16 protein-coding genes are annotated in these 13,588 nt (G+C 40.2%); 4 read left to right on the top strand and 12 right to left on the bottom strand.

Annotated elements, in window-relative coordinates:
* Window position 1: 1 nt before the first annotated feature.
* Window positions 2-856, bottom strand: a complete 855-nt coding sequence (panC, locus tag LCP48_RS07690) for a pantoate--beta-alanine ligase (RefSeq protein ID WP_036218973.1) — start codon at window positions 854-856, stop codon at window positions 2-4.
* Window positions 856-1,692, bottom strand: coding sequence for a 3-methyl-2-oxobutanoate hydroxymethyltransferase (gene panB / locus LCP48_RS07685; protein WP_216485694.1), 837 nt, complete (start codon window positions 1,690-1,692; stop codon window positions 856-858). Before panB ends, panC begins: the two co-directional genes overlap by 1 nt.
* 426 nt (window positions 1,693-2,118) lie before the next feature.
* Here panB and LCP48_RS07680 point away from each other — a divergent pair, with 426 nt between their 5' ends.
* Genes LCP48_RS07680 through LCP48_RS07670 form a run of 3 tightly spaced genes read left to right on the top strand, consistent with a single transcriptional unit; the run spans window position 2,119 to window position 3,874 of the window.
* Window positions 2,119-2,439: a PadR family transcriptional regulator gene (locus tag LCP48_RS07680; protein ID WP_004232706.1), complete on the top strand. Its 321-nt coding sequence runs from the start codon at window positions 2,119-2,121 to the stop codon at window positions 2,437-2,439.
* On the top strand, window positions 2,432-3,037 hold the full coding sequence (locus LCP48_RS07675) for a DUF1700 domain-containing protein (protein WP_009370838.1): 606 nt from the start codon (window positions 2,432-2,434) through the stop codon (window positions 3,035-3,037). The genes LCP48_RS07680 and LCP48_RS07675 overlap by 8 nt, the downstream gene beginning before the upstream one ends.
* Entirely contained in the window at window positions 3,038-3,874 is an 837-nt protein-coding gene (locus LCP48_RS07670; protein WP_004232703.1) for a DUF4097 family beta strand repeat-containing protein, read from the top strand.
* A gap of 539 nt (window positions 3,875-4,413) precedes the next feature.
* Here the strand turns inward: LCP48_RS07670 and LCP48_RS07665 are convergent.
* The 6 genes from LCP48_RS07665 to LCP48_RS07640 form a co-directional block, all read right to left on the bottom strand.
* Window positions 4,414-5,397: a biotin--[acetyl-CoA-carboxylase] ligase gene (locus LCP48_RS07665; RefSeq protein ID WP_225340832.1), complete on the bottom strand. Its 984-nt coding sequence runs from the start codon at window positions 5,395-5,397 to the stop codon at window positions 4,414-4,416.
* Window positions 5,398-5,551: 154 nt separating this feature from the next.
* Window positions 5,552-6,724 carry a CCA tRNA nucleotidyltransferase gene (locus tag LCP48_RS07660; RefSeq protein WP_225340831.1) on the bottom strand — a complete coding sequence of 391 codons (1,173 nt, stop codon included), beginning with the start codon at window positions 6,722-6,724 and terminating at the stop codon, window positions 5,552-5,554.
* The gene (bshA, locus tag LCP48_RS07655) at window positions 6,711-7,856 is read right to left on the bottom strand and encodes an N-acetyl-alpha-D-glucosaminyl L-malate synthase BshA (RefSeq protein ID WP_004232695.1); all 1,146 of its coding nucleotides are present in this window, start codon (window positions 7,854-7,856) and stop codon (window positions 6,711-6,713) included. The genes LCP48_RS07660 and bshA overlap by 14 nt, the downstream gene beginning before the upstream one ends.
* A gap of 33 nt (window positions 7,857-7,889) precedes the next feature.
* Window positions 7,890-8,294, bottom strand: a complete 405-nt coding sequence (mgsA, locus tag LCP48_RS07650) for a methylglyoxal synthase (RefSeq protein WP_225340830.1) — start codon at window positions 8,292-8,294, stop codon at window positions 7,890-7,892.
* A gap of 19 nt (window positions 8,295-8,313) precedes the next feature.
* Window positions 8,314-9,111, bottom strand: a complete 798-nt coding sequence (gene dapB / locus LCP48_RS07645; protein ID WP_225340829.1) for a 4-hydroxy-tetrahydrodipicolinate reductase — start codon at window positions 9,109-9,111, stop codon at window positions 8,314-8,316.
* Window positions 9,111-9,446: a nucleotide pyrophosphohydrolase gene (locus LCP48_RS07640; RefSeq protein WP_004232678.1), complete on the bottom strand. Its 336-nt coding sequence runs from the start codon at window positions 9,444-9,446 to the stop codon at window positions 9,111-9,113. The genes dapB and LCP48_RS07640 overlap by 1 nt, the downstream gene beginning before the upstream one ends.
* A gap of 115 nt (window positions 9,447-9,561) precedes the next feature.
* On the opposite strand from LCP48_RS07640, the gene LCP48_RS07635 reads away from it, so the two are divergent.
* Window positions 9,562-10,431, top strand: a complete 870-nt coding sequence (locus LCP48_RS07635; protein ID WP_004232676.1) for a YitT family protein — start codon at window positions 9,562-9,564, stop codon at window positions 10,429-10,431.
* Between the two features lie 56 nt (window positions 10,432-10,487).
* Here LCP48_RS07635 and LCP48_RS07630 read toward each other — a convergent pair whose 3' ends face one another.
* The 4 genes from LCP48_RS07630 to qcrB all read right to left on the bottom strand — a co-directional run bounded on the left by LCP48_RS07630 (window position 10,488) and on the right by qcrB (window position 13,572).
* The gene (locus LCP48_RS07630) at window positions 10,488-11,168 is read right to left on the bottom strand and encodes a zinc metallopeptidase (RefSeq protein WP_225341019.1); all 681 of its coding nucleotides are present in this window, start codon (window positions 11,166-11,168) and stop codon (window positions 10,488-10,490) included.
* A 54-nt stretch (window positions 11,169-11,222) separates the two neighbouring features.
* Window positions 11,223-11,819 (bottom strand): lipoprotein heptaprenylglyceryl N-acetyltransferase LhaT, encoded by a 597-nt coding sequence (locus tag LCP48_RS07625; RefSeq protein WP_004232672.1) that lies wholly within the window; start codon window positions 11,817-11,819, stop codon window positions 11,223-11,225.
* Window positions 11,820-12,082: 263 nt separating this feature from the next.
* Window positions 12,083-12,856, bottom strand: coding sequence for a menaquinol-cytochrome c reductase cytochrome b/c subunit (locus LCP48_RS07620; RefSeq protein ID WP_225340828.1), 774 nt, complete (start codon window positions 12,854-12,856; stop codon window positions 12,083-12,085).
* Window positions 12,857-12,897: 41 nt separating this feature from the next.
* The gene (qcrB, locus tag LCP48_RS07615) at window positions 12,898-13,572 is read right to left on the bottom strand and encodes a menaquinol-cytochrome c reductase cytochrome b subunit (RefSeq protein WP_004232663.1); all 675 of its coding nucleotides are present in this window, start codon (window positions 13,570-13,572) and stop codon (window positions 12,898-12,900) included.
* Window positions 13,573-13,588: the final 16 nt, after the last annotated feature.

Here is a 13,588-nt window from a genome sequence, read left to right as displayed (position 1 = left end):
ACTATATTCCCTCTTTCACGGTAAAAATACAATTATCGATTAAACGTGTCTTACCTATATAAACAGCTGCTGCCAACAGTACTTGCTGAGTTGTAGCTGTCACTGGTGTTAAATCTGGGTATGCTAATAATTCAATATAATCAATGCGGCCATGTGTTCTTGCATGAATATGAGCTTTTGCTTTAGCAAGTGCGCTATCAGCATCACCATTCGCTAAAAAGCTATCGCGAGCCAACTGTAATGCTTCATTGATCGCTGGAGCCTCTTGTCGCTCTGACTTACTTAAATAGACATTACGAGAAGATTTCGCCAAACCGTCCTCCTCGCGTACAATTGGGACAACACGCATTTCTAAAGGGAAATTAAAATCACGTACCATTGTCGCAATAATCGCAACCTGCTGTGCATCTTTTTGACCGAAATAAGCTCTTGTTGGCTGTGTTAAATGAAATAATTTAGAGACAACCTGTAAAACACCATCAAAATGACCAGGACGACTCGCACCACAAAGAATGGAAGCCTGCTCGCCTGCATGTAGACGAATGCCTCCATCTTGAGGATACATTTCCTCCACACTTGGTGCGAACACAATATCAACGCCCACAGATTCAGCTAATGCAGTATCTCTAGGCAAATCACGAGGATAACTTTCAAAATCCTCATTTGGCCCAAATTGTGTTGGGTTGACAAATATACTCATCACAACGACATCATTTTCTACACGAGCTGTTTGTGCTAATGTTAAATGACCTTCATGTAAATAGCCCATTGTCGGCACTAGTCCAATCGTTTTTTGAGCATGCTTAGCTGCTTGAATTTCTGTGGCTAATGCCTGTATGGTTGTGATGACTTTCATCATTTAACGCCTCCATATAGCTGATCTAATGCTTCCTCTTTCATTGTGAAAAAATGCTTTGGAGCTGGGAAAGTACCCGCTTTCACTGCTTCTACGTAACCCATCATCCCCACGCTTGCTTCTTTGCCCATATCAGCAAATTGTTGAACAAATTTCGGTACATGGTGCAAACCGTAGCTTAGCATGTCATGATACACCAGCACTTGTCCATCAGCCTCAACTCCAGCGCCTATGCCAATGGTTGGAATAACAAGACTAGCTGAAACAATTTCTGTCAGCTGATGAGGGATACATTCCAACACGACTGCGCATGCTCCAGCCGCTTCGCATTGTTTTGCTTCTTCAAGCAGTGTAGTAGCCTGTTCAGCTGTTTTTCCTTGTACCTTATAACCACCAAGCACTCCAGCTGATTGAGGCAACAAGCCTAAGTGAGCTACTACTGGAATACCAGCTGACGTTAATTTACGAATGACAGGTATAACTTCACCTGCCCCCTCAACCTTTAAAGCATCTGCTCCTGTTTGTTGCATCATCGCAATGGCTGTTTTGAGTGTCTCATTGACATCGCCATGATAAGAACCAAAGGGCATATCAACGACTATAAACGTATCCTTTGCCCCTCGTCTTACTGCTTTTGCATGATGAACCATATCCGCTACAGTTACAGGCATTGTAGAATCATAGCCAAGCACGACCATTCCAAGTGAATCCCCGACTAGGATCATCTCAACACCAGCTTCTTCCGCGAATTTAGCAGCTGGATAATCATAGGCCGTTACCATCACGATCTTCTCGCCTGCCGCTTTCATCTTTAAAAAATCTGTTGTCGTTTTCATTTTGTAGTCCTCCTTTTTAAAGGAAGAAAACAGAAAAACCCTTCTAGCCGAAAATAGACAGAAGGGTAGTGTGTCGTTCAATGATAAAAAGACCCCTGAAAGAGGCAATAGCTTACAAAATGAAAGCTATATTTGAACGTATCGTTTTCTTCCGTCCCTGTCTAAAAGATCAAGGCAGATATTTGGTAGTATAGTGTATTGCGTTTTTAAAGGTGCCGTTCACAATGGATACTGCCCTTCGCACATACTATAACAGATTTTCCTAGTAATCTTCAAATATTATTTTCTTACAATATCTTCGTCTAACAACATTGGAAAAAATTTTCTTTTAGAATTGACAATCAATGTTATACGTCATATACTATCCGTATACTATATGCCATATAATATAAAATGAAGTATAGGTATTACATGTGAGGTGAAAAGATGACATTTCAGCTTGGTTCAGCTTTACTTGATGCTTGTGTACTGGCTATTGTCGAGAAAGAGGACGCCTACGGTTATTCTTTAACACAGCAGGTACAATCAGTCATGGAGATTTCAGAGTCTACACTGTATCCTGTATTACGCCGCTTACAAAAAGCGCATTACTTAACAACGTACGATCAGCCTTATCAAGGTAGAAATAGACGCTATTATCAAATTACAGAGCAAGGACGTATACGATTATTAGAGCTATTAAAAGAATGGCAAATGTATAAGGAAAAGGTTGATTGTGTACTTTTAGGAGGGAATTTAGATGGATAGAGCAAGCTATTTGAAACAGCTACGAGGAAAATTACGTCGGCTTCCTGCGCATGAGTTAGACGCTGCGCTTGCCTATTATGAAGAATACTTTGAGGAAGCTGGAGAGGAAAATGAACATCAGGTTATTTCACAACTTGGCTCTCCTTCACATGTCGCCTCACAAATATTAGCTGATTTCGCATTAAAGGATTTAGAAACCTCCTCGGCAAAATCAACAAAAAAGAATATGTCTGCCATTTGGCTCATTATTCTAGCTATACTGTCTGCGCCCCTTTCATTGCCATTACTTGCAACAGCCATTGCACTTATTTTTTCATTTGGCGCAGTCATTATCAGCTTAATCTTTGCTATTGTCGCAACTGTTATTAGTATTTTTGCCGGTGGCGTTGTGGCAATCATATCAGGTTTGTTAATTTTAACAGAGCATTGGCCGACTGCCCTGCTCTTTATGGGTGTCGGGTTAATCGTAACGGGCTTAGGAGTCCTACTGTTCCCAGTTGTTGCTCGTATTATCAAGAAAACCGTTGTTGTCTCTGTTGAAACATTAGGCAGACTATTCCACAAAATGACAAAGAAGCAAAAAAAGGGGGACTTCTAAATGACGTCAAAAAATACCCTTATTGCCATGACAATGATTGCATTAGGCATTCTACTCGCATTGATTGGCTATTTTTCAGGGGGGCGCTGGCTAATTCTAAAAGATTCAGAGGGTCTTTATGTCCCAAGTAATACTAAATTAATAAGTCAGTCTCATGCTTTAGATGCATTCACAAGCATTAATATCGTAAATGATTATGGAGATGTGGAGATTGTTGCAAGTGATCGTGACTATAAATTAGACACAAAGGTCCATGAGCAAGAAGATGTAACATATCATATTGATAACGGAACTTTAACCATCGAAACAATGGCAAAGAAAAAGGATGGTTTTCAATTTGGGTTCGGGAACCTCTCTTCCCCTTCAATCAAACTCTATGTCCCAAAAGATACAAAAATAGAGGCGATTGTGATAGACAGTAATTTTGGCGATACAGCCATTCATGGGCTACAGTATCAGCAGCTGAATCTCATTCAGGATTATGGAGATATTACTTTCAACAACACGACTGGTGACAGAACAGAGATTAGGCAGTCCTTTGGTGATTTGACGCTTCAGCAACTTACTAGTAACGGCTTCACTATTGAGAGCGAGCATGGAGATATCGATATAGATGGCACATTAAATGGCCAATCAACCATTACCTCTAGTTTTGGCGATACAACGCTCCACTTACAAAACAAACAAAGTGATGTAGGCTATGCTCTCAAAACAGACTTCGGTGATGTGACCATTAATGATGAAGAACAAAGTGGCACCGTGACACAAGTAACGAAGGGTGAGCACCAACTGAATGTTTCCTTATCGCATGGTGATATAGATGTGTCATTAAAATAATCAATAGAAAATAAAAGAAGCCGCAAGTACAGGACGTTACTTGCAGCTTCTCATATTGTAGAAAAACAAAACCATTAATAGATTTTGTGAAAGGTGAAAATGGTTTCCGTTGCAGGCTACTTCCTTTCCTGTGGGCGAGCGCCGATCCCACGGGAGTCAAGTAGCCTTCCACTTCAACCTACAAAAGTGTTACCTTTTAGCAAAGGTTTTCAAATAAAGTGAAGGTGTTCACGACTCTTTATGAAGAGGTGCTGATACGCATGACTTCCCCACATTGAAAATAAAAGTCTATCGATTCTCTAATAATACAAATAATGGATTATTTTGTTCGCTACGGCCAGTATGAAAGATAAAGCAAAGACACTTTTGCAGAATAGTTGATTGGAGTGAAGCGGCTCATCGGACGCCCCCTGGAAAGGACACTGGCGGAACGGAAATCAACCCCTCACCTTGCAAAGTTGCTTTTTCTGCCATTGACATCATCTTTTTGCAACAACATGAGAAGCCGCAAGTATAGGACATTACTTGCAGCTTCTTTTTTATAATATTTTGATGTCTCCTGCATAGATCGTTCGAACCGTTCCATCGTCCTGCGTCAGCTGGAGAACACCATCGTCTGTAATGCCACTGGCAACCCCTTCAAAACGTTCGCGTATCGTCGTTACCTCTATACGTTGACCAATTGTACAGGACAATTGCTGCCATAGTGTCTTTAGACTCGCAAAACCCTCTTTGACGTATAGTTCTGTAAATTGTTCTAAATAGTGTAAGATAGAGGCAACAAGTGCTGCGCGATTGATTTCTTCCCCTGCTTCTAATCGTAATGAAGTGGCAATATCCGCAATATCAGGTGAAAAGTCAGCTACTGCTTGGTTCGCATTTATGCCAATTCCAACAAGTAAAGCTTGCACAAGATCCGCCTCTGCCTGCATTTCCGTTAAAATCCCTGTACATTTTTTGCCATTAATCAATAAATCATTGGGCCATTTAATGGCTGGCTCTACATGTTTATATAATGTTTTAATGGCCATTGTGACAGCTACTGCCACCACAAGTGTATAGGATGAGGCCTGCTGGGGCGTAACATCTGGCCGAACGATAACGGTCATCCAAATACCTGTCCCATGGGCAGACTCCCAAGGACGAGCCATACGACCACGCCCCGCTGTTTGCTCCTCACCAATAATAATTGTACCGTGTGGAGCTCCTTCCTGTGCAAGCTTATGCGCAATCGTTTGTGTTGAATCAACTACATCGTAATAATGGATCTCACGTCCAAAATGCTCTGTCTTTAAAAAAAGCTTAATCTGTGTGGGGCTCAAGCTATTTGGTACGCCTGTCAATACATACCCCTTTTTCTTAATTGTATCAAATGTATACCCTTCCTCTTGTAATGTTTGCATATGCTTCCAAACAGCGGTTCTTGAGACACCAAGAGAATCTGCTAATTCCTGACCTGAAACCGCTTCTCCATCAGCAGCCAATATTCTTTTTAAAATTTCGTCCTTCATGGAAATTGTCATCTTCACATCAATCCTTTAGTTAACTGTACTCTTGTTATGTAACTTATTTTGTCTTAATCATACTGTAAATTAACGTAAATGACCACCAACGATGGAATTTAATGAAGCCGTCCCCCTTTTCGGGAGACAGCTTTTACCTATCATGTATTCAGCTTTAAGTAAGATCCTGTTGCTCCAGCCAGCTTTTAATCTGTTCTCGATCATTTTGAAGTTCATAATGAAGAATAGCTGTCAGCAGATCCTCCAATGCGGCTTTTACCCACGGCCCACCCTTTTTGCCAGACCATTTCAGTAAATCAGCCCCATTCACCACTAATTCTTGCCTATGTTGAATCGGTAGCTTTGCCTGTAATTCTCGAATAGATTGTTGAGGTATCGAAGCGTCTAATTGGCGAAGTTGGGCAAAATATTGTGCAGCCTCTAGTTCTTGCTCTGTGTAGTAAAAATAATGGCGATTTGTCCAACCATCTTTTAAAGCGTCATAAGCGGTTAAAACGGAATTAATAAACGCCATTTCCTTATTCGATAATCGATAATCGCGCACTACCTCACGCCATGCTGTTCCTTGTAGTAAGGCAAAGTATGCCCAGCCAAGAAGGGCATCTTTTGTTTGGAAATTATGCCATTGTGCAGTTTGAAAATCACCTGTTAAATAGGCCGTTAATCCACTGTCCTCTAGTTTTTGTATACCCCCAAAAACTGTTTGTCCTACCCAAAGCTTATCAAGCTCTGCTTTAATGCGTTCTTTTGCAATAAAGCTCAGATCAGCAGCTCTTTGCTGGATGGCTGCTAATGTATTCGCCTCGATCGTAAAATCAAGCTGTGCAGAGAAGCGAATCGCTCGCAGCATCCTTAAAGCATCTTCTGCAAACCGTTTTTCTGCCTCTCCTACCGCTCGTATAACGCGCTTTTCAATATCTTGTTGTCCACCATAATAATCTACAAAAGAGCCATCACGCCGCATGGCAATGGCGTTCATCGTAAAATCTCGGCGTTGTAAATCCTCTTTTAGAGATCGAACGAAATGGACATTCTGTGGTCTTCGATGATCTGTATATTCCCCATCTGTCCGATAGGTAGTTACTTCCACAGGTCCAGCGGGTACGATAACAAGTACCGTCCCATGCTGAATCCCAATATCTACAGTCTTTTGAAACACAGTTTTTACTTGTTCAGGCAAGGCATTTGTAGCCACATCTACATCATGGGCAGGACGATCGAGTAAAGCATCTCTTACAGCTCCACCAACAATAACTGCTTCAAATCCCGCCTGTTCTAATTGTTCAATGACTAAATAGGCTGCTTGCCATTCTTTATTGTTTTGCATGATTTCTTTCCGCAACCTTCTCGTACAGATTTTCATATTGTTCCACAATTTTGGATGAGTGGAATTTTTCACTTACTGCACGGATGGCCGCTTCTCGGAAGCGCAGTAATTGTTCCTCATCTTGCAATAAATGGGTTGCATACGCCGCAACTGCCTCTGTATCACCTAATTCCACGATATAACCGTCTACACCATGCTCAATGACTTCTGGAATACCACCTACATTTGTCCCAATACAAGGTACACCACAAGCCATTGCCTCTAATAACACCAGGCCAAACGATTCTTGCTGTGATAATAATAGCTTAAGGTCACTAATCGCATACAGTTCAGCTAAGTTTTCTTGTTTCCCTAAAAATAAAACATCCTTCATATACGGACTTCCTTTTACTTGATCCATGACACGATGCTTTTCTGGGCCATCACCTACTAATAAGAGCTTTGCTTTCATGTTGGCACGGATTTTCATAAAGGCGTCTACAATGTGTGGAAGGTTCTTTATTTTACGGAAGTTTGATACATGAATGAGGACTTTTTCATCTTCTTGTATACCAAATTGCTCTTTTAAGTTTCCTGAATTTCGTGGGAAGTATTCGCGTTCGTCCACAAAGTTATAAATCGTTTCAATTGGTTTTACTGTATCAATCAGTTCATAGGTTTGTTCTTTTAATGCCTGTGACACGGTTGTCACAATATCAGATTTATCAATCCCATACTTAATGGCCTGTGAGAGCGTAGAATCTTGCCCAAGCACCGATATATCTGTGCCATGAAGGGTTGTCACGATGCCAATGTCTCGGCCGCTCATTTCACGTGCTAGCACCGCACATACAGCATGTGGGATGGCATAATGCACATGTAGCACATCCAACTCTTCATCCTTGATGACGTCTGCCATTTTACTCGCTAATGCAATATCGTAGGGAGAATATTGAAATACTGAATAATTATTAACTTCGACTTCATGGAAAAAGACGGTTGGATAAATTTTATTCAATCGAAATGGTACGCTTGAGGTGATGAAATGAATTTCATGTCCTCTTTCTGCAAGCATTTTGCCTAATTCTGTTGCAATGACACCAGAGCCACCAACTGTAGGATAACAGGTAATGCCTATTTTTAGCTTTTTCATTCGATGATCATCCTTTCTGAATCACGTCTTTTGTTAATTGCGTCTTTCTTGTATCAGTCTCCAATCCACAAAGCCTTCCTGTAGGCCTTTTAGTAATATTTCTGCTGTTCCCATATTTGTTGCCAGTGGCACTTGGTAAACATCACAAAGACGGATTAGTGCAGAAACATCTGGCTCATGTGGTTGTGCTGTTAAAGGATCACGGAAAAATATCACCATGTCCATATCATTATTGGCAATCATTGCGCCAATTTGTTGGTCGCCACCAAGTGGTCCTGAACGAAAACGTGTAACTTCCAAACCAGTAGCTTCGATGACATGTTGTCCTGTTGTGCCGGTAGCATATAGTGTGTGTTCTTGTAAAATATTTTGGTAAGCAATAGCAAACTGTACTAAATTATCTTTTTTACGATCATGTGCAATCAATGCGATTTTCATATAGCTTCCATCCCAATCTTTAGATGATGTTTTCTAAACCATAAACAAGCTGATCCATTTTCATAACCTCTTCTATGCAAAATGCAACACCCGACATAAAAGAATTACGGTTTAATGAATCATGGCGAATCGTTAGTAGCTGCCCATCCCCTCCAAATAATACTTGCTGGTGTGCCACTAAACCAGGTAAACGTACGGAGTGAATGCGCATACCGTCAAAGTCTCCACCTCTTGCACCTTTAATGGTTTCTTTCTCTTCTAGATGTCCTTGTGTCTTTGGCGTACGGACCTCTTGTATTAACTGTGCCGTTTTCACCGCTGTCCCAGATGGTGCATCAAGCTTCTGATCATGGTGCATTTCTATAATCTCTACATCTGGTAAGTATTTGGCTGCTTCTTTTGCAAACTTCATCATTAGGATAGCACCAATCGCAAAGTTTGGTGCAATAATGCAACCTAACTCTTTTTCTTTGGCCATGGCTGATAATTCCTCTAGTTGTGCATCTGTAAATCCGGTTGTACCAATTACTGGTCGTACATTTAAATTCAGTGCTTCCTTTGTATGTTTGTAGACTGCATGTGGATTAGTTAAATCCACTAGTACATCTGGTGCAGTTGCTTCTACAAGATCATGCATTTCTGTAAATATAGGCACTGTATAGCTTGCTGGAAACATATCTAAATCAGCTAAAGTTTTTCCTACTTCCTTATAATCTAGTACAGCTACTAATTCCATTTTGTCATGTTTCATGACCGTATGTACAGCCTCAGCTCCCATTTTTCCTCTTGCTCCCGCAATAGCTACACGAATCGACATCATTCTTCATCCTTTCTAGTCCAACGATCCTTATCTCTAGTTTCAAATTTATGTATGACGCGTAAAAGTGCTTCATCTAGTTTAATACCTTGGGCATTTGCAAAACAGACTAGTACAAAGAAAAAGTCTCCTAGTTCCTCTTCAATACTGTTTGTATCCTCTGTACTCTTTTTCTTTTTCTGTCCATAGACATCCTGAACTTCCCGTGATAGTTCACCTAATTCTTCTGTTAGACGTGCAAGTAACTCAAATGGTGGAAAATAGCCTTCTTTAAATTGTCCTATATAGTCATCGACACGCTGTTGTAAAGCTTGCATTGTTAGTTGATCTGTCATAAAAATCACACTCCTATTTACCATCGTATAAAATTTACACCATTGTTGTCAAAACCAATAAAATGTCAGATAATAGATAACATTACTTCATTTGTTTGGAACTACAGGAGGTCAAATGCTAAAACAGATTAAAATTCGTAATATTATCGCAATTATGCTCGGAGCAGCAGTTTTCAGCTTCGGCTTTGTTCACTTCAACATCCAAAATCAACTGGGTGAAGGTGGACTAAGTGGGATTACCCTCATACTATATTTTACATTAGGATGGGACCCCGCCTTAATGAACCTGTTATTAAATATTCCCATGTTTATTATAGGTTATCGATTACTTGGAAAAAAATCATTTGTCTATACGCTTGTCGGCACTTTATCTGTATCTCTTTTTCTAAAAATTTTCCAAAAATATCAATTTACCATCCATTTAGAGGATGACATGTTGCTTGTGGCACTTTTTGCTGGTGTCTTTGTTGGATTGGGACTTGGGATTGTCTTTCGTTTCGGTGGCACTACAGGTGGTGTCGATATTTTGGCCCGACTCGGACATAAATATTTTGGCTGGAGTATGGGGAAAACCATGTTTGTCTTCGATGCCATCGTCATCATCCTTTCTTGGCTGACGTTCTTGGATGCTCGTTCGATGATGTATACATTAGTAGCCGTATTTGTTGGAGCCCGTGTCATTGACTTTGTACAAGAAGGTGCTTATGCGGCTCGTGGTGCGCTTATCATATCGGAAAAGTCTGGAGCCATTGCTGAAACAATCGCTCTTCGAATGGAGCGTGGTATCACCATTTTAGAAGGACATGGTCATTTTACGAAACAACCTAAAGAGGTGATTTATTGTGTGATTGGCCGCAATGAAGTTGTACGGTTAAAATCTATTGTGCATGAAGTTGATCCGCACGCATTTGTTTCCATCATTGAAGTACGAGATGTGGCAGGAGAAGGCTTCACACTAGACGATCAAAAGCAACCCCTTCATTAAAGCATACGAAGATAAAAAACTTGCTATAGTGGTGTACCACTATAACAAGTTTTTTCTTAGTCGTCGCTACGCATATTAGTAAAAATTAAAATTAAACGTAATAACTCTAGTACAGCTACCGCTGCCGCTGCTACATATGTTAATGCTGCAGCACTTAATACTTTTCGTGCTGGTCGTTCTTCTTCATTTGTAATAATGCCAAGTGAATTCATTTGAACTAATGCTCGCTTTGAGGCATCAAACTCCACCGGAAGTGTCACTAATTGGAAAACAACACCTGCTGCTAATAATATGATACCTAACAGCAATAAATTCGACATACTTGTAAAAATACCAATCATTACAAAAAGCCAAGACATATTGGAAGAAATGTTTGCTACTGGAACGAGCTTACTACGTAATGTAAGCATAGAATAAGCTTCTTTATGTTGGATGGCGTGACCTACCTCATGGGCAGCTACCGCAGCACCTGCAACACTCGCTTCATAAAAGTTACTTTCTGATAAAGCCACTGTTTTGGTTGCCGGATTATAATGATCAGACAACACACCTTGTGTTGGCACAACTCGTACATCATATAAGCCGTTCGCGTCTAAAATCGCACGCGCTACCTCAGCACCAGTCTGCCCCTTCATTGTACGTTGCTTTGCAAATTTTTTATACGTACCCTTTACCTTCATTTGAGCATAAAGTGGAAGCAGCATAATAATCGCAAAATAAACAATATACATGCTCATTGACAATTTTCTAACCCCTTTCTACCTCGATACTATAATTCTATAATTTATACCCTAATTCGGCAAATATTTGCGCCACCTAATTGAGAAAATGGCAAGTAAAATACATGCAATTGATAACCAGAATGTAAAGTAACCAATATAGCTTGTGTAATTGGCTAAATCTCGATACATGGGCATTTGCCCAAATACATAGTCAATGACATCATTATGCAGTGTCCAAACAGCTGCTATCACTACATGCCAATAAGTGAAGACATATTTCTTCATATATAGTACAGCTTGTACAGCCATGGCAAAATGTGAACCAACTAACATCCACCCCTGCCAGCCAATAGAACCTGTTTCAATTAATGTCCAAATATTCATCACATCTGCCCATAAGCCATACTTCACCAACGTAACAAGGGCAAGTACTTCCATCAGTGGCCAGCTTTTCCCCATAATCCAAGCAATCAACACAAAACAAAAGAATAAACTAGCTGTCGGACTATCTGGAACAAAAATATAAAAAATAGGCTCTGTGATGGCAAGCTGCCACCCATACCAATAATAGCCATAAATTGTACCTAGTAGATTAACAATTAGCAGCGCAATCAAGAATGATTTATGGGTCAGAAGGTACCAAATATTTGCTCTTGTTAGTTGCATGATGTTAACTCCTTCCGATATAAACAATCCATTATTTATGTATAGTTCTGAAATTCTAGAGCTTTACTCTACCTTTCAATTGTAGCTCACCATCAATATGTGTTATTTTATTGTTTTAATTCGCTTACTTGTTTCAGGAATATATGTTTTTTCGACATCTTTCGCTAAAATCCTTTATACAAGGGAACCTTTTTGTATGGCTTCCAGTCCCAATAGTATAACAAGGTAGAAAAAAAAGAGCCAGTTTCCTGACTCTTTTACTATTACTCTGCTTTTAAGCTTTCGATGAATTCAGCAAGTTTTTGAAGATCTTCATCTGAACCTGTCCATAATCCTGCTGGCATTTTACCACTCTCTGTACCGTTATGAGCAATATCCTTAATTTGATCAGCTGTTAATCCAGTGTTCATTAGAGATGGCGCACCAGCTCCACCCTCTAAGCCTTCACCATGACATGTAATACAAGCCGAACCAGCGTAGATTTTATAACCTTCTGATTCTTTATCAAATTCAACTGTTTCTACGATTGCACCCATAGCTTTTTGAGCTTCCCAGTCGTGGTTAACAACTGACTCCCAAGTTAGGTAGAACATAGCAGCTAAAGTTAATAACATAAACGCTGTTGGTAATGGACGTTTAGATGGACGACGTTCTGGACCCTTGTCTAAAAATGGCATTAATAATAGCGCTCCAAATGCAAGACCTGGAATTACAATAGCTCCGATTACATTGTATGGACCAGAAGCAAATGAGTATTTTAAAAGTTGATACATAAATAAGAAGTACCAGTCCGGTAGTGGTGTATATGCTCTAGTTGGATCTGCCGGCCCTTCAAGTGGTGACGGGTGAGCGACAGTTAATAATAAGTATCCAATTAAAAATACAGCACCTACCATCCATTCCTTCAGTAAGAAGTTCGGCCAGAAAGCTTCCGTCTTACCTGGATATTCGGAATAATCCTTTGGAACGTTCGGCATTCTGTGATTCGCTTTAATACGAGAATCGCCGACAAATTTCATTCCTTTTCCGCGATGCATAGTGTCCCCTCCTTTTAAAGATCATCGAACCGTCAAGACAATCACAACGGTCCTGAAATTCCTTGACGACGAATCATGATAAAGTGCGCTGCAAGTAACCCAAACAATACTGCAGGTAAGAAGAATACATGAATCGCAAAGAATCGAGTTAACGTTTGAGCACCGAGAATCGTTGTGTCACCCGCTAATAATACTTTAATCATCCCACCGATAAACGGTACAGATGCTGCAATTTCGATACCTACTTTAGTAGCGAATAATGCTTTCATATCCCATGGTAATAAGTATCCTGTAAATCCAAGACCCATCATTACACCAAAAATACCTACACCAACCATCCAGTTTAATTCACGAGGTTTTTTATAAGAACCTGTGAAGAATACACGAAGTGTATGTAAGAACATCATTACGATAACTAATGAAGCTCCCCAGTGGTGCATACCGCGTACGATTTCACCAAATGCTACTTCGTTTTGTAAATAATAAACTGATTTCCATGCATTCACAACGTCTGGTACATAGTACATTGTTAGGAACATACCAGATAGAATTTGAATTACTGTGATGAAGAATGTTAATCCACCAAAGCAGTAAACGAATGCTGAAAAATGATGTGCAGGGTTAACGTGCTCTGGCACTTCGTGGTCGGCAATATCACGCCAAATCGGTGTAATATCTAGGCGTTCATCGACCCAATCATAAATTTTATTTAGCACTGTTGTCGTACCCCCT

The sequence above is a fragment of the Lysinibacillus capsici genome (genome assembly GCF_020217405.1).
GTDB lineage: Bacteria > Bacillota > Bacilli > Bacillales_A > Planococcaceae > Lysinibacillus > Lysinibacillus capsici.
Note: the sequence above shows the minus strand (reverse complement) of the source record. Positions and strands in the feature narration are given on the sequence as shown.

What these genes read in the sequence shown, in the direction of transcription:
- panC (WP_036218973.1), bottom strand. Translation starts at nt 856, where the DNA reads ATGAAAGTCATCACAACCATACAGGCATTAGCCACAGAAATTCAAGCA.
- panB (WP_216485694.1), bottom strand. Translation starts at nt 1,692, where the DNA reads ATGAAAACGACAACAGATTTTTTAAAGATGAAAGCGGCAGGCGAGAAG.
- LCP48_RS07680 (WP_004232706.1), top strand. Translation starts at nt 2,119, where the DNA reads ATGACATTTCAGCTTGGTTCAGCTTTACTTGATGCTTGTGTACTGGCT.
- LCP48_RS07675 (WP_009370838.1), top strand. Translation starts at nt 2,432, where the DNA reads ATGGATAGAGCAAGCTATTTGAAACAGCTACGAGGAAAATTACGTCGG.
- LCP48_RS07670 (WP_004232703.1), top strand. Translation starts at nt 3,038, where the DNA reads ATGACGTCAAAAAATACCCTTATTGCCATGACAATGATTGCATTAGGC.
- LCP48_RS07665 (WP_225340832.1), bottom strand. Translation starts at nt 5,397, where the DNA reads ATGACAATTTCCATGAAGGACGAAATTTTAAAAAGAATATTGGCTGCT.
- LCP48_RS07660 (WP_225340831.1), bottom strand. Translation starts at nt 6,724, where the DNA reads ATGCAAAACAATAAAGAATGGCAAGCAGCCTATTTAGTCATTGAACAA.
- bshA (WP_004232695.1), bottom strand. Translation starts at nt 7,856, where the DNA reads ATGAAAAAGCTAAAAATAGGCATTACCTGTTATCCTACAGTTGGTGGC.
- mgsA (WP_225340830.1), bottom strand. Translation starts at nt 8,294, where the DNA reads ATGAAAATCGCATTGATTGCACATGATCGTAAAAAAGATAATTTAGTA.
- dapB (WP_225340829.1), bottom strand. Translation starts at nt 9,111, where the DNA reads ATGTCGATTCGTGTAGCTATTGCGGGAGCAAGAGGAAAAATGGGAGCT.
- LCP48_RS07640 (WP_004232678.1), bottom strand. Translation starts at nt 9,446, where the DNA reads ATGACAGATCAACTAACAATGCAAGCTTTACAACAGCGTGTCGATGAC.
- LCP48_RS07635 (WP_004232676.1), top strand. Translation starts at nt 9,562, where the DNA reads ATGCTAAAACAGATTAAAATTCGTAATATTATCGCAATTATGCTCGGA.
- LCP48_RS07630 (WP_225341019.1), bottom strand. Translation starts at nt 11,168, where the DNA reads ATGAGCATGTATATTGTTTATTTTGCGATTATTATGCTGCTTCCACTT.
- LCP48_RS07625 (WP_004232672.1), bottom strand. Translation starts at nt 11,819, where the DNA reads ATGCAACTAACAAGAGCAAATATTTGGTACCTTCTGACCCATAAATCA.
- LCP48_RS07620 (WP_225340828.1), bottom strand. Translation starts at nt 12,856, where the DNA reads ATGCATCGCGGAAAAGGAATGAAATTTGTCGGCGATTCTCGTATTAAA.